Source organism: Rhodococcus sp. D-6, from assembly GCF_040256695.1.
GTDB classification, from domain to species: Bacteria; Actinomycetota; Actinomycetes; order Mycobacteriales; family Mycobacteriaceae; genus Rhodococcus; species Rhodococcus pyridinivorans.
This window is the reverse complement of record NZ_CP132970.1, coordinates 358,902-374,183: the sequence shown is the minus strand read 5'-3', so window position 1 is coordinate 374,183 and position 15,282 is coordinate 358,902. Positions and strand designations below refer to the sequence as shown.

18 protein-coding genes are annotated in these 15,282 nt (G+C 68.2%); 6 read left to right on the top strand and 12 right to left on the bottom strand.

Annotation, left to right across the window (positions count from 1 at the left end):
- Positions 1 to 115 precede the first annotated feature (115 nt).
- The 4 genes from RBB84_RS01870 to RBB84_RS01855 all read right to left on the bottom strand — a co-directional run bounded on the left by RBB84_RS01870 (position 116) and on the right by RBB84_RS01855 (position 1,711).
- Positions 116 to 346 (bottom strand): RNA-binding S4 domain-containing protein, encoded by a 231-nt coding sequence (locus tag RBB84_RS01870; RefSeq protein ID WP_019287993.1) that lies wholly within the window; start codon positions 344 to 346, stop codon positions 116 to 118.
- A 99-nt stretch (positions 347 to 445) separates the two neighbouring features.
- A complete protein-coding gene (locus RBB84_RS01865) occupies positions 446 to 643 on the bottom strand; it encodes a hypothetical protein (RefSeq protein WP_019287992.1) in 198 nt (65 codons plus the stop codon).
- Between the two features lie 165 nt (positions 644 to 808).
- A complete protein-coding gene (locus RBB84_RS01860) occupies positions 809 to 1,309 on the bottom strand; it encodes a DUF2505 domain-containing protein (protein WP_033097261.1) in 501 nt (166 codons plus the stop codon).
- 66 nt (positions 1,310 to 1,375) lie between these two features.
- Entirely contained in the window at positions 1,376 to 1,711 is a 336-nt protein-coding gene (locus RBB84_RS01855; RefSeq protein WP_064255809.1) for a hypothetical protein, read from the bottom strand.
- Positions 1,712 to 2,053: 342 nt separating this feature from the next.
- On the opposite strand from RBB84_RS01855, the gene RBB84_RS01850 reads away from it, so the two are divergent.
- Together RBB84_RS01850 and RBB84_RS01845 are read left to right on the top strand one after the other, a co-directional pair.
- A complete protein-coding gene (locus RBB84_RS01850) occupies positions 2,054 to 3,013 on the top strand; it encodes a hypothetical protein (RefSeq protein ID WP_006550653.1) in 960 nt (319 codons plus the stop codon).
- A 267-nt stretch (positions 3,014 to 3,280) separates the two neighbouring features.
- Complete coding sequence (locus RBB84_RS01845) at positions 3,281 to 3,994, top strand: type 1 glutamine amidotransferase domain-containing protein (protein ID WP_033097260.1); 714 nt, start codon at positions 3,281 to 3,283, stop codon at positions 3,992 to 3,994.
- Here the strand turns inward: RBB84_RS01845 and RBB84_RS01840 are convergent.
- Entirely contained in the window at positions 3,984 to 5,006 is a 1,023-nt protein-coding gene (locus RBB84_RS01840) for an alpha/beta hydrolase (RefSeq protein ID WP_064255785.1), read from the bottom strand. The genes RBB84_RS01845 and RBB84_RS01840 overlap by 11 nt on opposite strands.
- 605 nt (positions 5,007 to 5,611) lie before the next feature.
- Between RBB84_RS01840 and RBB84_RS01835 the strand changes: the two genes are divergently transcribed.
- A complete protein-coding gene (locus RBB84_RS01835) occupies positions 5,612 to 7,069 on the top strand; it encodes a benzaldehyde dehydrogenase (protein ID WP_024103299.1) in 1,458 nt (485 codons plus the stop codon).
- Positions 7,070 to 7,133: 64 nt separating this feature from the next.
- Here RBB84_RS01835 and RBB84_RS01830 read toward each other — a convergent pair whose 3' ends face one another.
- Positions 7,134 to 8,111: an NAD(P)/FAD-dependent oxidoreductase gene (locus tag RBB84_RS01830; RefSeq protein ID WP_064255784.1), complete on the bottom strand. Its 978-nt coding sequence runs from the start codon at positions 8,109 to 8,111 to the stop codon at positions 7,134 to 7,136.
- A complete protein-coding gene (locus RBB84_RS01825; RefSeq protein ID WP_019287985.1) occupies positions 8,108 to 8,953 on the bottom strand; it encodes a class I SAM-dependent methyltransferase in 846 nt (281 codons plus the stop codon). Before RBB84_RS01825 ends, RBB84_RS01830 begins: the two co-directional genes overlap by 4 nt.
- A gap of 48 nt (positions 8,954 to 9,001) precedes the next feature.
- Here RBB84_RS01825 and RBB84_RS01820 point away from each other — a divergent pair, with 48 nt between their 5' ends.
- The gene (locus RBB84_RS01820; protein ID WP_019287984.1) at positions 9,002 to 9,586 is read left to right on the top strand and encodes an XRE family transcriptional regulator; all 585 of its coding nucleotides are present in this window, start codon (positions 9,002 to 9,004) and stop codon (positions 9,584 to 9,586) included.
- 18 nt (positions 9,587 to 9,604) lie between these two features.
- Here RBB84_RS01820 and RBB84_RS01815 read toward each other — a convergent pair whose 3' ends face one another.
- The 4 genes from RBB84_RS01815 to map form a co-directional block, all read right to left on the bottom strand.
- Positions 9,605 to 10,093, bottom strand: a complete 489-nt coding sequence (locus tag RBB84_RS01815) for an FBP domain-containing protein (protein WP_006550660.1) — start codon at positions 10,091 to 10,093, stop codon at positions 9,605 to 9,607.
- Between the two features lie 86 nt (positions 10,094 to 10,179).
- On the bottom strand, positions 10,180 to 11,433 hold the full coding sequence (gene fmdA, locus RBB84_RS01810) for a formamidase (protein ID WP_350247085.1): 1,254 nt from the start codon (positions 11,431 to 11,433) through the stop codon (positions 10,180 to 10,182).
- 41 nt (positions 11,434 to 11,474) lie between these two features.
- Positions 11,475 to 11,765 carry a zinc ribbon domain-containing protein gene (locus RBB84_RS01805; protein ID WP_072740540.1) on the bottom strand — a complete coding sequence of 97 codons (291 nt, stop codon included), beginning with the start codon at positions 11,763 to 11,765 and terminating at the stop codon, positions 11,475 to 11,477.
- Between the two features lie 89 nt (positions 11,766 to 11,854).
- Positions 11,855 to 12,634, bottom strand: a complete 780-nt coding sequence (gene map, locus RBB84_RS01800) for a type I methionyl aminopeptidase (RefSeq protein WP_019287982.1) — start codon at positions 12,632 to 12,634, stop codon at positions 11,855 to 11,857.
- Between the two features lie 92 nt (positions 12,635 to 12,726).
- On the opposite strand from map, the gene RBB84_RS01795 reads away from it, so the two are divergent.
- Both RBB84_RS01795 and RBB84_RS01790 read left to right on the top strand, forming a co-directional pair.
- Positions 12,727 to 12,993, top strand: coding sequence for a helix-turn-helix transcriptional regulator (locus RBB84_RS01795; protein WP_006550664.1), 267 nt, complete (start codon positions 12,727 to 12,729; stop codon positions 12,991 to 12,993).
- Positions 12,994 to 13,074: 81 nt separating this feature from the next.
- A complete protein-coding gene (locus RBB84_RS01790; RefSeq protein ID WP_138842094.1) occupies positions 13,075 to 13,989 on the top strand; it encodes a hypothetical protein in 915 nt (304 codons plus the stop codon).
- Between the two features lie 16 nt (positions 13,990 to 14,005).
- Here RBB84_RS01790 and RBB84_RS01785 read toward each other — a convergent pair whose 3' ends face one another.
- Entirely contained in the window at positions 14,006 to 15,277 is a 1,272-nt protein-coding gene (locus RBB84_RS01785) for an MFS transporter (protein ID WP_064255782.1), read from the bottom strand.
- Between the last annotated feature and the right edge of the window lie 5 nt (positions 15,278 to 15,282).

Below are 15,282 nucleotides of genomic sequence, written 5' to 3'. Positions count from 1 at the left end.
CGTCGTCGCTCGTTCCCGTCCGGTACGGCTTATCACACCGCCCGGACAGGCGACTGCGTCGCAGGTCGCGAGTGCTCCGTGCCGGAGGTTGCGGGCGCTGCGTGCGACGGACGAGCTACAGGACGGGACGAACCCCGCCGGGAGAGACGCCGAAGACCGCCATCGATCGCGTACCCGCGATCGAGACGACGTCCCCGGCACGAAGTGGAGTACGGGGACTGCGGACCTGGCGATGATTGACGCGGACGAGACCTTCCATGAGCAGCGCCGCCGCTTCACCGCCCGAGCCGGCCAGTCCGCTCTCCTGGAGGAAACCGAACAGGGAGTCGCGCACGAGTGCCTCCATGACACCTACGGTCCCCTCCGGAGGCGACGATGCCTCCTCACACGGGGTCCGTGCGGGTGCACATCCGATGAACACACGGCGAACACCGGCGGCCGGGATTCAGGTCTCGGTCGAGATGTCGAACAACGACAACTGGTTCCTCGTCATCTCGGCAGTGATATCCGCGCGGTAGCGCTCCCCCAGATTCTGTGCGACATGGGCAGGGCAACCGAGTTCGCTGCCGATCTGCTCCCAGGTGTATCCGGCCTCGCGGCGTTCCCACGCGTAGCCGCCGTCCTCGTCCCACGGCATCGACATGATCCGATGGTGTCCTGGGTCACACCCCTCTTCAACGACCTGACCCGGTGTGTCGCCGACGAATCCGGCGGGAACGACGATGCCGCCGTACCTCGGAAGAGGAACGACGGCATCAGACCAGATGATCCGTCGATCGGAAGCCGATCGATCGGGCGCCCCTGCGAATCAGTTCTCCGTGAGCCACTTGTCGAGGTCGGTCCGATCGTTCTGGACGATGTTCTCGACGAGCTGGACGATCAGGCCCTCGATCTGCCCACCGACGACGGGAACCTTGACGGTGGCCTCGCCACGCACCTCGATCTCGGTACCGCCGTCCGCGTTGCCACGAAGCTCCGAACGGGCCGCGATCGTGATCGGCAGCCCCGACGTGCTGCCGGCGAGGGTTCCCTGCGCCGTACCGTCCCCGAGTCCGCCCCATTCGTCGGTGCGCTCGATGATCAGAGGTCCTCGCACCACGCCCCGGACGACCGCGGGCAGCGCGGAGGTGTCGATCTGGTCGGAGACCTTCGCGCGGAAGGTCCCGGGACCGGAGCCGACCTCGAGCTGCGCCACGCCGGTCTGGCTCGCAGCCAGTCGGCTGTTCCAGAAGTCCTCGCTGGTCAAAGCGCCGTGGACGCGTTCGACGCTGTGGTCGAGCGTGGACGTGAAAACGAATTCCTTGGACATGACCGGAGACGATATCCTCCCGCTCGGATCTGGACGAAACGGGCCTACCGGTGTCGTTCTGCCACGTCAGAGAACAGCGACGAGGGTCGCCGCCGCTCCTCCGACGACACCCGCCAGAGCGAGCCCGGCCGCCAGGGATCCTGCGACCACCGCGGCGGCTGCGAATCCGCAGACGGCGAGGACGACGAACATCAGCATGCCCGCGATCGGGTGCTCGAGCAGGGCCGGCATCTCCTCTGTCGCCGGAGGTTCCACCTCCCTCGACGCCGCGGCGGCCGACGGCGGGGCCTCGACGGACCGCGCGCCGATCGTCTGCGCCGGAATGTCGGCCGACTGCGACGGAGCAACCGTCGCCGGAGCGGTGATCACGTCCGTGGGCATGACGGGTGCTGCCGTGGTCATCGTGTCGTCCCCGCTTTCCTTTGTGCTGCTTGCGGCCGTCTCACGGTCGCCGATCACCTGAGGAGTCAGGCGGACCGCGTCTCGTCCCGGCCTCGATCTCTCACGTCAAGGTGTGCTCCGAAGTTTCCCCGCGAGTCACCGGCTCAAACCGAGACCCCGTGCGACTCGCGTGCGCCGAGTGGTCACTGCAGCAACGAACCCGACCAGAGGGTGTGTTATGGATCACATAGACGTTAGCAGTTACGGGGGTCGGGTAGCCGACAGTTGTCACGTCATTTCTCGATGGATGTGAATTCGTCGGTAGATCACCGACTCTTCCAGTGCGAAGGAGGCGAACGCACGATGACCGAGAACCGAACTCCCGCGTTGCTCACCCAGTTGCGCACTCTCCACGAACTGACCCATGCAGAGACCCAGGTCGCCGAAACGCGTGTCGCGCAGGCCCGAACCGAAGCGGTACGCAAGGAGCTGACCGAGAACGCCGAGAACTGCCGCATCCGTGCGGTGGCGATCGAAGAGGCGATCCGCGATCTGGGCGGACTTCCCGATGTGGTCGGGCCGTTCATCGGCCGCGCCGCCATCATGGTGAAGACCCTCACCGAGCAGGCGCAGCCGTTCGACGAAGCACTGCTGTCGGACCTCGCCCTCGAACATCAGCTCCTCGACCGTGCCCGCTACGTGAAGGCACTGGCCATCGCGGGCGGACACAAGTCGATCGTGTCGCTGGCGGACCGTCTGATCACGGCTCACACGGCGACGGTCGAGTGGCTCACCACCGTCATCGCGGAGGAGGCGCTCGGTGGTCCTGCCGCTCTGCGTCGCACTCCCCTGCAGGCCGCGGCCGGCGCAGCGGTGCGCCTGGTCAACACGCCGGTCACCTGGTCGGCGCGCAGCATCGATCGAGCGATCGATGTCGCCCGCTCGACGCGTCCCCGCATCGAGTCGCTGCTCTCGCGCGGCGCGCATGCCGGTGACGTCGCAGCCAAGACCATCGGTGCCTCGCGCGATGCGGCTCTCGAGACGGCCGAGCGCGTGAGCCGTCGTGAAGGCGCCGACGGCACCGCCGACGCTCTACACAAGGCACGCAGCGCCTCGGGTGTCCTCACCGAGGAGGAGTTGCCGATCCGGAACTACGACGATCTCACCGTCCCGAAGGCCGTGGCGGCGGTCAAGGAACTGACCGAGCCCGCGGACATCCGGGCGATCGTCGCCTACGAGGAAGCGCACAAGGCACGACACGGTGTTATCTCCGCGGCCCAGACCCGTCTGGCCGCCATCGCGCAGGAGGTGGTCGGCATCTGATCCGCCGCACCCCAGTCACGTCACACGATCGCCGGGTCCCTCGTGGGCCCGGCGATCGTCGTCACTGTCGCGGGCCCGGCGACCCATCGTCACTGTCGCGGGCCCGGCGACCCATCGTCACTGTCGCGGGCCCGGCGACCCATCGTCACTGTCGCGGACCCGGCGACCGCCGTCACTGTCGCGGACCCGGCGACCCATCGTCACCGCCGGTGTCGGTCCCGCTCACAGCGGGTACCCGGCCTCTGCGTTCATCAGAGAGGACACACCATGACCCGCATCCTGTTCGTCGTCAGCTCCGCCGATCATTGGACATTGCAGGACGGCACCCGCCATCCCACGGGCTTCTGGGCGGAGGAACTCGTCGAGCCGTACACCGTCTTCGACGAAGCCGGCTACGACATCACCGTTGCCACTCCGGGCGGCCGCACGCCCGTCGTGGACCAGGCCAGCCTCGAACCCGACGCCGCAGGCGGTGAGGACCGCGTGGCCGAGTTGAAGTCGTCGCTCGAGAAGCTGCAGCCGGTGCTCACCGGTGCGGCGGTGCTCGAGGACCAGCGGGCCGAGGACTTCGACCTGCTGTTCGTGCCCGGTGGCCACGCCCCGATGGAGGATCTGGCCGTCGACGAGCGGTTCGGTGAACTCGTCCGGCACTTCGTCGAGGCCGACAAAGTGGTCGCGATGGTGTGCCACGCCCCGGCTGCCCTGCTTCCCGCCCACGAGTCCGGCGGTCGCTGGTTGTTCGAGGGTTACAGCCTGACGGCGTTCACGAACGTCGAGGAGGTCCAGGCGGGACTGGCCGACAAGGCACCCTGGTTGCTGCAGGACCGCCTGCAGGAGGCCGGGGCCGTCTTCTCGTCCACGGACGCCTGGCAGCCGCACGTGGTGGTCGACCGCGTCCTGTACACGGGCCAGAACCCGGCCTCCTCGCGGCCGCTCGCCGAACGCGTCGTCGCCGAGATCCCCGCGCGCGCTACGTCGTGACCTTGCGGACGAAATCGATCGTCCGCTCGAGCGCGGCACGCGCATCCGGTGTCGACAGATCGAACTGGTACTCGTGTGCCAGTTCCGGTGTGTGGTCGTCCGGATAGAACATCGCATCCACCTGCACACCCAGTCCGGTGAGCCGCTGCGCGAGCCTCTCGGACTGGGTGGCGGTGAGCGGATCGGCGTTGCCACCGGAGATGTAGGTGGCCGGGAAGTTCTCGGTGACCGAGTTCAATACCGACATCTGGCCCGCCGCATCCGAAGTGGCGAACTCCCGGGCGCCGGTGTAGGCCCACATCGCCTGCTCCACGCCCCATCCGGTCAGCCCGCCGCTCCCACCGATCGCGGACAGGTCGTAGATGCCGCAGTTGAGCACGACACCGCGAACGTTCTCCCGAGTGAACGCCGGGTCGACACCGAGGGTCGCGGCGTAGTCGGGGTCGGTGATCGCCGCGGCGATCTGCGCGGACAGTTGCGCCCCGGCCGAGTCACCGGCGAGCACGATCCGCTCGGTGTCGATGTGCAGTTCGTCGGCGTGCTCGAGCAGGTAGCGCTGTGCATCGACGAGTTGCCGCACCGGGGTCGGATAGCGGTGGCCCGGTGCGAGCGAGTAGCCGACCGACACCACGGTGAATCCGGCGGCCGCGAGACGCCTGTAGTAGCCCGCGTAGTTGGTGCGGTTACCCGACAACCACGCGCCACCGTGCGTCCACACGATCGTCGGCAGCGCCTCGGTGGTCCCCGGCGGTGTGTACACGTCGAGATAGGCGTCCGGGTCGTCCTCCCGATAGTGGAGGTCGGCGACGAAGTCCGTCTCCGGAGCGTGCACCGCGAGCTTCGCGGTCTGCTCCCGCGCGTCGCGTTCGAACACCTTCCGCACCACCAGTGATCCCGGCACGGGGGTGAGGACGAACGCCGCCGCCACGACGACGAGCACCACGACGAAGACGATCAGGATCCATCGACCGACGCGCCGACGCGGCGCTCTGTCCGTACTGCCCTCCGACACCTGTCACTCCTACCCGGGTCACGACGCGCCCGGGCGGATCCGGACCGAACGATCATGTCAAACAGTGCGGCGGGATGCGGGTTCTCGGGCGGGGCGTCCGCGCCGCGGACCGTCAGGGTTGTTCGCTCAGCGCCTGCAATCGGGTCTCCTTGAGGTCGAGGCGGCGCTGGGCCGCACCGAGCGTCTGCGAACTGTAGGTACCGCGCGCCCGGCCCTCGAGCAGGGCCCCGCGTTCGGCCGCGATGGTGAGCAGCCGCAGTGGTCACGACGACGAGAAGGACCCCGAGTCCGCTGATGGCCTTGAAGTTCCGGCGGAAGTCCTGGGCCGGCATGCTCAGCGCGGCCGAGTACAGCCGCGATGCTCACGGTGCCGGCGATGCCGACCACTGCCATGAGGGCCAGTTCCATTCGGATCATTGTGCTCGCTCATGTCCCTTCGGCCGCGGAGCGGTGCACGTGGTGTTCGTCGTGCGTAGACGGATATCGCGGGCTTTCTCGTTGAATGAGAAGAATCGATCCTACGAGCCGTCATCGCTCCCACACTCGTGGAACACATCGGTGTCCCACGCGCGCGGGACGGCGACGACCACGCTGAGGAGAACCCTATGGCCTTGCTCGACGAAGCCCTGTGGACGGGAAAGATCCATCTCGACGGCTGGCGCCCCGGCAACGGCGGCACCACGAAGGTCACCAACCCCGCGACCGGGGAACAGATCGCCGAGATCGGCCTGGCCGACCCCGATGACGTCTACGCCGCCGCCCGCGCCGCCGCCGCCGCGCAGAAGTCCTGGGCCGCCACGGCGCCGTCCGAGCGTGCGGAGATCCTTCGTCGCGCCGGCGAGAAGTTCCGTGAGCACGCCGACGAACTCATCGGCTGGGGACTCCGCGAGGCCGGGTCCATTCCGGACAAGGCCGCCATGGAGGTGTTCGGTTCCGCCACCGAGTGCTTCGAGGCGTCGGCGCTGCCCACCCATCCGCACGGTGAGTACCTGCCCTCGGACAACGGTCACTGGTCCATCGCGCGCCGCCTGCCCGCCGGCGTCGTCTCGGTGATCGCGCCGTTCAACTTCCCGTTGCTGCTCGCGATGCGCTCGGTTGCCCCGGCTCTCGCCCTCGGCAATGCGGTGCTGCTCAAGCCGGATCCGCGGACCACCGTCATCGGTGGTGTCGCCGTGGCCCGGATCTTCGAGGAGGCCGGACTACCCGCCGGTGTGCTGCAGGTGCTACCCGGTGGGGGTGACGTCGGCGCCGCGACCGTCGATGCTCCCGAGGTGCGGGTGGTCTCGTTCACCGGATCCACCGCCGCCGGACGCCACGTCGGCAAGGCCGGCGCGGAACATCTCAAGCGCACCCACCTCGAACTCGGCGGCAACAACGCGATGATCGTGCTCCCCGGCGCCGACGTCGATCTCGCTGCCGGTGTCGGAGCGATGGGATCGTTCTTCCACCAGGGCCAGATCTGCATGACCACCGGCCGGCACCTGGTGCACGAGTCCGTCTACGACGACTACGTGCGCGCCCTCGCCGCGAAGGCGGATGCGCTCGTCGTCGGCGATCCCGCAGGCGGCCCGGTTCACCTGGGCCCGATCATCGACGAGCGTCAGCTGGCGAACATCGACACGATCGTGCAGGACACCGTCGCCGCGGGCGGCACTCTCGCTGCCGGAGGCACGCACGAGGGGTTGTTCTACCGGCCCACCGTCCTGACCGATCTGACCACCGAGATGCCCGCCTGGGGCCAGGAGATCTTCGGTCCCGTCGCGCCGGTGCTGAAGTTCTCCGACTCGGACGAGGCCGTCGAACTGGCCAATGCGTCCGAGTACGGCCTGTCGGTGAGCATCGTCGGCGACGTGGGACAAGCGATGAAGATCGCCGACCGGATCCACTCGGGCAAGATCCACATCAACGAGATGACCGTCGCCGACGAGGCCAACGCTCCCTTCGGCGGGGTCGGGGCATCCGGTACCGGTTCCCGTTTCGGCGGTCCGGCCGCGAACATCGAGGCGTTCACCGAGACCCAGTGGGTCACGGTGCGTCCCGACATCGCGCCCTACCCGTTCTGACGCAGATCGCGAATCGGCCGGGCGAGCGTGTGCTCGCCCGGCCGTTCTCGTATGCCCGACAGGACTATTCGGCGAAGGTGAGTCCGCGGGCGGCTCGTTCCTCCACCGCCGCGGCCGTCTCCTCCGCGATCAGGTCGGCGTTCACGGCCGCCCCTGTCATCACGCCGGCGCCTGCAGCGACCACGACCACCGCGGAGAGATCGGCGGAGTTGCCCGCCGCCCACACGCCGGGCAGAGCGGTCTTCCCCGTCGGATCGGTCTCGATGAGGGTCCCCACGGGATGGTCGGTGACCGTTCCGCCGAGCTGCTCGTACAGGTCGGCGCGGGCGACGAAACGCGGTGCGACCACCACGGCGTCGACCTCGACCTCGGTGCCGTCCTCGAGCACCACGGCACGGACCTCCTCGCCGGCCGCTCGCAGTTCCGCGACGGTGCCGTCGACGATCCGCACGTCGCGCGCCTCGAGCTGGTCGCGGGCCTCGCTCTCCAGGGCGGGCGCCGAGTGGGTGAAGAAGGCGACGTCGTCGCTGAGCTGACGGAACAACAGGGTCTGGTGCACGCTCATCGGCCCCGACGAGATCACGCCGACGCGCCGGTCCCGAACCTCCCAGCCGTGACAGTACGGGCAGTGCAGGACACTCTTCCCCCACAGTTCGCGGACTCCGGGCAGGTCGTGCAGCTCGTCGACCAGTCCCGTCGCGAGGATCAGTCGACGTGCCTGCACGGTGGTGCCGCCGGAGAGACCGATCTCGAATCCCGTGTCGCTGCGACGAGCGGATTCTGCTCGTGCGGACAGGATTTCGGCGCCGTATCCGGCGGCCTCCTTCCGTCCGAGAGCCAGCAGTTCGGTCGGCGCGATGCCTTCGTGTCCGATCACGTTGTGCGCGGCCGCGGCAGGGGCGTTGCGCGGTTCTCCGGCATCGACGACAAGCACCGAGCGGCGTGAGCGTGCCAGCGCTGTGGCGGCACTCAGTCCGGCGGAGCCGCCGCCGATCACGACGACGTCGTAACCGTCCTGTGTGGGGTTCTCCTGGGTGTTCATCGGTTCTCCTCCTTGATTGCCTGTGCGATCCACACGGTTCGGGATCCACGCACCACCAGATCTGCCCGGTGCAGCACCGAGTCGGGACCGTCGCCGACGAGTCGATCGAGCGTGTCGAGATCCTCGTCGGACACGGCGTTGTCGAGGCCGGTCCGCATCCGGCTCAGCACCGCGTGGGCGTATCGGCGTGCGGTGTCGTCGACGTCGGCACCGAGTTCGTCGCGGCGCATCTCGACCATCCCGAACCCGGCGCGACGCAGGTTGTCGCTCCAGTCGGGCCACCTGTTCCACCCTCGGGACGCCGCGGCCTCGTGACATCTCGCTTCGAGTCCCGGTGTACCGATACCGATGTCGTCGGGCAGGAATCGTGGTTGCGACTCCATCTCGGTGACGACCACCGTCCCCCCGGGTGCCATCGCCTCGGCGAGTTGCCGGAGCGTTGCATCCGGATCCTCGATGTGGTGCAGGGACAGCGCCGCCCAGGCGAGGTCGATCGCACCGACTGCCGGAAGTCCTGCATCGAGGTCGGCCTCGACGGTCCGGATCCGATCACCGAACCCGTTGTACGCGGCGGTCTTCCGGAGTCGTTCGAGCATCCCGGCGGACCGGTCGAGAGCGACGAGCTGCGCGTGGGGGAACCGGCGCGCCAGGGCGAGTGTGCCTGTTCCTGTGCCGGCGCCGATGTCGACGACGGTGCGCGGTTCGCGCTCGAGCTGTCCGGCGACCCGGTCGAGCAACGACTCGAAGTAGGGCCGGTTCATCGCGGCGTCGAGGTCGAGCACCTCGGCCATCGACTCGTCGTGCGCGTGGTCGTGCGGTGCGTGGTGGGCGTGGTGGTGCATGACTCCACGTTAGGACGCGTCATCCAGTTTCGGCATACACTATTGCCTATGGAGCAAGAATCGTCCGATCTGGACCAACTCATCCGTCAGCGCATCCGCAGCCTGCGGCTCGCGCGGGGGTGGACCCTCGACACTCTCGCAGGCCGGTGCCACATCAGCCCGTCCAACCTGAGCCGCATCGAGACGGGCCGTCGCAGGATCGCACTCGACCAGCTCGTTCCCATCGCGCGGGCACTCGACACCACGATCGACCAGCTCGTCGAATCCGGCGAGGACCAGGACGTGGTGATCAGGCCCCAGGCGTGCGACACCCCGGGGTACACGACCTGGCTGTTGTCGCGGGAACGATCACTGGGCGGCGTCACCATCGCCAAGATGCGGATCACGAAGCAGGAGCCGGTGCCGGCCGACACGCTCCCCGTGCACCCGGGGCACGAATGGTTCACCGTCCTGACCGGCACCGCCCGGCTCCAACTCGGCGAACGGACGATCCTCATCCAGGAGGGCAACGCCGCCGAGTTCTCGACGATGACACCGCACGCCATCAGCGCGCACGACGGACCGGTGGAGATCCTCACGATCCTCGATCAGAACGGGGAGCGTGCGCACCTGCGCAACCCCGCATCGCACTGAAAGGGCCGGGTTCGCCCGTCAGGCGTACAGGCGATCGACGAACGCGCCGAGATTCTCGCGGACGCGCTCGGCCTTCTCCTCCGGCTCGAGATCCTCGCGGTACCGGCTGCCCAGTGCGGGCTTCTTCTTGCCGCGCGCGTACAGCGAGCACTGCAGGTCGATGCACATGTAGGTTCCGACCGCGTTGCCCGCTCGACCCGCATCGCCGACCTTGTTCGCCGTCATCAAAGCGATGCCACCCCGGGTGTGGGTGGTGAGGCAGATCGTGCACATCTGCGTCTTGCCCGAGCCCTGCTGTTCGAACCGCATGGCGACACCCACGAGTTCGCCGTCGCGGGGGACCACGATGTAGCCGCGACCGGGGAACGACGGGTCGGTCCAGCCGAGGAAGTCGAGTTCGTCCCACGGCCGGTCGTCGAGATCGCGCGGCACCGGAAGCCGCTTCGCATCACCCTTGGAGCAGTTGACGAAGGATGTTCGAATGTCCCGTTCGGTGAGCGGGTCCATGGCGGGGACCACCTTTCGTTCGCATATGTACCGATCCGAGGACGGTACGCGCACCGCTCACACCGGGCAAACGATTTTCGCGGCCCTCACGCCGACGAACGCGGTGCTCCGATACCCGGATCGATCGTCACCGGACCGGATGCGGTGGGCGCGACCGGGAAGTCGAAGATCGCCGTCGGAAGATACACCGTGGCACACGAATTCGGGATGTCCACGACACCCGACAAACGTCCCTCGATGGGTGCAGCCCCGAGCAGGAGATACGCCTGCTCGGGGCTGTAGCCGAATTTCGTCAGATAGTCGATGGCGTGCAGACACGCCCGCTGGTACGCCAATTGCGAATCCAGATACCGCTGTTCGCCGTCGAGCGTCACGGACGTGCCGGAGAACGCGAGCCACTCGGAATACTGCGGGTCGGTGTTGCCCGGCATGAAGATGGCGTTCTCGCTCACCCCATAGGTCTCCATACCGCCGGGGATCAGATCGACGCGCAGGTCGATGAACCCGCCCATTTCGATGGCACCGCAGAAGGTGATCTCGCCGTCACCCTGCGAGAAGTGCAGGTCGCCGACCGACAGATTCGCGCCGTCGACGAAGACCGGATAGAAGATCCGGCTTCCCTTCGTGAGGTTCTTGATGTCCTGGTTGCCGCCGTTCTCCCGCGGTGGAGCGGTGCGCGCCGCTTCGGCCGCGACCCGGTCGAAATCGGCGCCCGACAGGCTGCCGAGAATCGCGCCGTTCGGCTCGGGCGGCAGCGCCAGCGCCGGCTCGCGGTCGGGATCCGTCGCGATCAAAGCAGCTTCCCGAGTGTTCCACGTCGACAGCAGTTCGTGCGACGGCGCCGTCCCCATCAGGCCGGGATGCACGATGCCGGTGAACGACACGTGGGGCACGTGGCGGCTCGTCGTCTTCTGCCCGGAGAAGTCCCAGATCGCCTTGTAGGCGTCGGGGAACTGGTCGGTGAGGAATCCCCCGCCGTTCGTCTTCGCGAAGATGCCCGTGTAGCCCCAGCCCTGCCCGGCGAGCGGACCCGAGTCCTCCTGCGGAATCGGGCCGAGGTCGAGGATGTCGACGATCAGCAGGTCGCCGGGCTTGGCACCCTCCACCGCGAACGGTCCCGACAACGCGTGCACGATGTGCAGCGGGGCATTGCGGATGTCGTCGGCGGAGTCGTCGTTGTGGATCTCGCCGTCGAACCATTCGCGGCGGTGCACGCGGAAGGAATCCCCCGGTTTCAGCATCGCGACGGGCGGGATGTCCGGGTGCCAACGGTTGTGGCCGATCTTGTCCTGATCGGTGAACCGGCGGGTCGAATCGAGCGGGAACACGACGTCGGGCACGGGACCTCCTGGAGCGGTGTCTGATTACGGGCGGTGTCGGATCACGGGCGGGGCAACGTTCGATGTCGGGGATCGGTCGTGACCGGCCGCGACGGACGCCTCGACACGCCTGGGAGGGAACCCGAGACGACGTCGGGCTCGGAAGCGGTACGGGCCGTCGCGTCGTGCAGGCGCATCGCTGCCGAATCTCCCCGACCGAGACGCGGTGGGGTGAGAGAGCGACGAGACTGTTGCTCGCACCGCGGGCACGGAGCCGATGCGGAGACTTCGCTCATGGGAACGGAGACGTCGAAGGGCCCGCAGTCGGCACATCGGAACTCGTACAGCGGCATCTGCATCGCCTCTCGCGCGTCGGTGCACCGACCATAACGGACCGAGCGGAAACCCGCGTGTCTACTCCGAATCTTCCTGCAGTCCGGATCTATTCGGTGACGCGCTCCCGTTTCGTCAGCACCAGCGGTTCACCTTCGGTGATCGCGATCGTGTGTTCGCTGTGCGCGGTACGCGAGCCGTCGGCGGAGCGGATGGTCCAGCCGTCCGGGTCGTAGACGATCTTGTCCGTCCCCGCCGCGAACCACGGTTCGAGGGCGAGCGTCAAGCCGGGACGCAGCACGAGCCCACGCCCCTTACGCCCGGCGTTCGCCACGTGCGGATCCTCGTGCATGGTGCGGCCGAGACCGTGACCACCGAATTCGGTGTTGACGGGGTAGCCGTACTCGGCGGCGACGGCGCCGATCGCCGCGGAGATGTCGCCCAGGCGGTTGCCGGGGAGCGCGACGGCGATACCCGCGGCCAGCGCCACCTCGGTCGCCTCGACGAGATGCCGGTCCTCGGGACGCTCCGCGCCGACGATGATGCTGCGCGCCGAATCGGCGACCCAGCCGTCGATCGAGACCGCGATGTCCATGCTGAGCAGGTCGCCGTCCCGGAGCACGTAGTCGTGCGGGAGTCCGTGCAGCACTGCGTCGTTGACGGACAGGCAGATGACGTTGCGGAACGGTCCGCTCCCGAACGACGGCGCGTAATCCCAGTAGCACGAGACCGCGCCACGTTCCTCGATCATGTCCCGTGCGCGCTGTTCGAGGTCGAGCAGGTTCACGCCGGGACGGGCGCGGCCCGTCAGGTCGTCGAGCAACTCGGCGATGAACGTACCGGTCACATCCATTGCCGCGATCTCACCGGGGGTCTTCAGTTCCAACACGTGGGCACTCCTCAGGATCACGAGACGGTATTTAAATACCACCCTATCGCGACGATCGGTATTTTCATACCGACGCGGTTAGACTGCGGGTCATGGTGCGACTCCCCCTGACCCCGGAACAGCTGGCCGCCGGCAAACGCCTGGGTGGACGGCTGCGCGATGCCCGAGGCAGCAGGACGCTCACCGAGGTGGCTCAGGCCGCCGACATCTCGCCGGAGACCCTTCGGAAGATCGAGACCGGACGACTGGCGACGCCGGCCTTCGCGACGATCGCCGCCCTCGCACGGGTGCTGCCCGTCTCCCTCGACGATCTGGCCGAACTGACCCTTCCCTGTGACGACCTGCAGCAAACCGGGTGATCCCACCCCGCATGACGTAACAGCAGCAGACATCGGCAGCGATATCAGGAGGCGTAACACCGCGACAGCGAAGGGACCCGAATGTCGATGCAGCCTCCGCCGGACGGATACGGCTACGGCTACGGCGCTCCCCCGCCACCCTGGCCCACCCCGACCCCGCCGCGACGACCGAAGTGGCCGTGGCTCGTGGGCGGTGCCCTGCTCGTCGCCGTCGTCGCCGCAGTCGCCGCCCTGGTCGTCGTCCTGACCCGCTCGTCCGATCCGGGATCGGAGAGCGCCGTCGCCGCGAGCCCGTCCCCGTCGACCGTGACGGTCACCGTGTCGCCGTCCGCAGCCCCGCAGACCGAGGCGGATCCGCCCACCCCGCGAGCGCAGACGAGCCGGCCTGCCACCCCGAGCGGCTTCCCGACCAACGGCACCCTGAAGGTCGGAGTCGACATCACCCCCGGCGAATACGCGCTACGCCCGACGGATTCGCTCGGCGGCTACTGGGAACGGCTGTCGTGCCTCACGGGCGACTTCGAGTGCATCACGGCCAACAGCATCGTGCAGGGCAACAGCTACGTCACCGTGCTGCCGGGCGACCTGGCCCTGCGGATCGAGGATCTCGAACTCACAGCAACCGGCAATCCCGCGCCCGCGACCGGACCCGCACGTCCACTACCGCCCGTGTCGGCCTCCGAGGACACCGACCCCCAGGGTTTCGTCGGCATCCCCGAGGCGCGGTGCAACCACACGAATCCCGCCGTCGCCATCGGCCAGACGGCCGACTCGCTCGTCGTGGTGTGCGAGACCGGGGCCGGCCGGTACTACTACAAGGGCGTTCGTACGAACGACGGTGCGGCGATCGAGATCGACGACCCCGTGCCCTCGGGCGACGGTTTCACCGCCACGAACGCCGGTGTGCAGTACAGCATCTCGTCGCGTGCTCTCGTCATCTCCGAGGGGTCGACGGTGCTCGCCGAGGAGCCGATGCTGCAGTACTGGTCGCAGTGATCGGCGGTACCGGTGATCACCGGGGACGCGAGGCCGCCCGCCCCGCGCCGCTCTGCCACACACCGTGCACCCCGCTCGGCCCGATGCCTCGATCAAGAGCGAGCAGCAGGACGGCACATCCGATTCCCGACAGCACCAGGCTCGTGCCGAACAGCGCGGGATAACCGAACACGTCTCCGACCACACCGGCGGTGAAGCCCGCGATGCCCTGCACCACGACGATCGCGCACGCGAGCAGGGTGTAGTCGCTGCCGGCGTGGTCCCTGTCCGCGGCGTCCATCATGAGCGTGAACACCGCGACCGTCGCGGCGCCGCCGAGGACGTGTTCGGCCAGGCTCGCGGAGACGATGAGCCCGAACCCGCCGTAGCCGAGCGACGCGACGACGTACAAGGCGAGGCTCGCCGTCTGGGTCACGCCACCGATCAGCAGGGCTTGCCGACGACCGCGACGGATGCACAGCCACCCACCGAGGGCGGCACCGCCGAGAGCGCCTGCCGAGGACAGCACACCCTTGACCAGCGCGATCTGCCCGAGGGTGAGTCCCGAGTCGGACATGAACGGACCGACCATCGCCGAGCCCATCGAGTCACCGAACTTGAAGCCGCCGATGAGCAGGATGAACGCGAGCATCCCGGGGCGGCGCAGACGCGTCCACCACGCGACCGTCATGCGGGTCGCGCTTCGCGGTTCCCGATCCGTCGTGGCCGGTCGCTCCGTGCGCGGCAGTCGCCACACCGGGATCGTCGTCAGCACCAGCAGGAATGCCATCGCGAGGAACAGGCTGCGCCAACCGGCGAGGGAGAACACCCACAGCAGCGCTCCCCCGCCGACGATCATGCCGATGCGATACGCGCCGACCTGGATGCCGTTCCCCAGCCCGCGCTGTGTCGGTCCGAGCAGTTGCACGGCCAGACCGTCGGTCGCGACGTCCTGCGTTGCCGAGAGGGCGTTGACCACCGCGATGCCGACGAGCAGCCACCGCAGCGTCGACGACAGGTCGAGGCACGCCAGGATCAACGACACCGCCGACGCCGCGAGCTGGAGCGAGAGCAACCACTGCCGCCGGGTCCCGTAGTGGTCGACGTACGGCGCCCACAGGAACTTCAGCCCCCACGGCGCGAAGAGCACACCCGTCGCGCTGATCGCGATCAGCGAGAAACCGGACTCGCGGAGCACCACCGGAAGCGCTTGGGTGAAGAACCCGTACGGCAGACCCTGCGCGAAGTACAGGGCGGCCAGCAGCGCGAGCGTGCCGGTCGGGATGCCGAGCCGGGCCGGTGCAGTCATGCGGA

Excerpts from the sequence above, each read along its gene's own strand:
- RBB84_RS01790 (WP_138842094.1), top strand. The coding sequence starts at position 13,075 with ATGTCGATGCAGCCTCCGCCGGACGGATACGGCTACGGCTACGGCGCT.
- RBB84_RS01815 (WP_006550660.1), bottom strand. The coding sequence starts at position 10,093 with ATGGACCCGCTCACCGAACGGGACATTCGAACATCCTTCGTCAACTGC.
- RBB84_RS01820 (WP_019287984.1), top strand. The coding sequence starts at position 9,002 with ATGGAGCAAGAATCGTCCGATCTGGACCAACTCATCCGTCAGCGCATC.
- RBB84_RS01860 (WP_033097261.1), bottom strand. The coding sequence starts at position 1,309 with ATGTCCAAGGAATTCGTTTTCACGTCCACGCTCGACCACAGCGTCGAA.
- RBB84_RS01850 (WP_006550653.1), top strand. The coding sequence starts at position 2,054 with ATGACCGAGAACCGAACTCCCGCGTTGCTCACCCAGTTGCGCACTCTC.
- RBB84_RS01805 (WP_072740540.1), bottom strand. The coding sequence starts at position 11,765 with ATGCCGCTGTACGAGTTCCGATGTGCCGACTGCGGGCCCTTCGACGTC.
- RBB84_RS01855 (WP_064255809.1), bottom strand. The coding sequence starts at position 1,711 with ATGACCACGGCAGCACCCGTCATGCCCACGGACGTGATCACCGCTCCG.
- RBB84_RS01870 (WP_019287993.1), bottom strand. The coding sequence starts at position 346 with ATGGAGGCACTCGTGCGCGACTCCCTGTTCGGTTTCCTCCAGGAGAGC.
- RBB84_RS01785 (WP_064255782.1), bottom strand. The coding sequence starts at position 15,277 with ATGACTGCACCGGCCCGGCTCGGCATCCCGACCGGCACGCTCGCGCTG.
- RBB84_RS01825 (WP_019287985.1), bottom strand. The coding sequence starts at position 8,953 with ATGCACCACCACGCCCACCACGCACCGCACGACCACGCGCACGACGAG.
- RBB84_RS01835 (WP_024103299.1), top strand. The coding sequence starts at position 5,612 with ATGGCCTTGCTCGACGAAGCCCTGTGGACGGGAAAGATCCATCTCGAC.
- RBB84_RS01795 (WP_006550664.1), top strand. The coding sequence starts at position 12,727 with ATGGTGCGACTCCCCCTGACCCCGGAACAGCTGGCCGCCGGCAAACGC.
- RBB84_RS01845 (WP_033097260.1), top strand. The coding sequence starts at position 3,281 with ATGACCCGCATCCTGTTCGTCGTCAGCTCCGCCGATCATTGGACATTG.
- RBB84_RS01865 (WP_019287992.1), bottom strand. The coding sequence starts at position 643 with ATGTCGATGCCGTGGGACGAGGACGGCGGCTACGCGTGGGAACGCCGC.
- RBB84_RS01830 (WP_064255784.1), bottom strand. The coding sequence starts at position 8,111 with ATGAACACCCAGGAGAACCCCACACAGGACGGTTACGACGTCGTCGTG.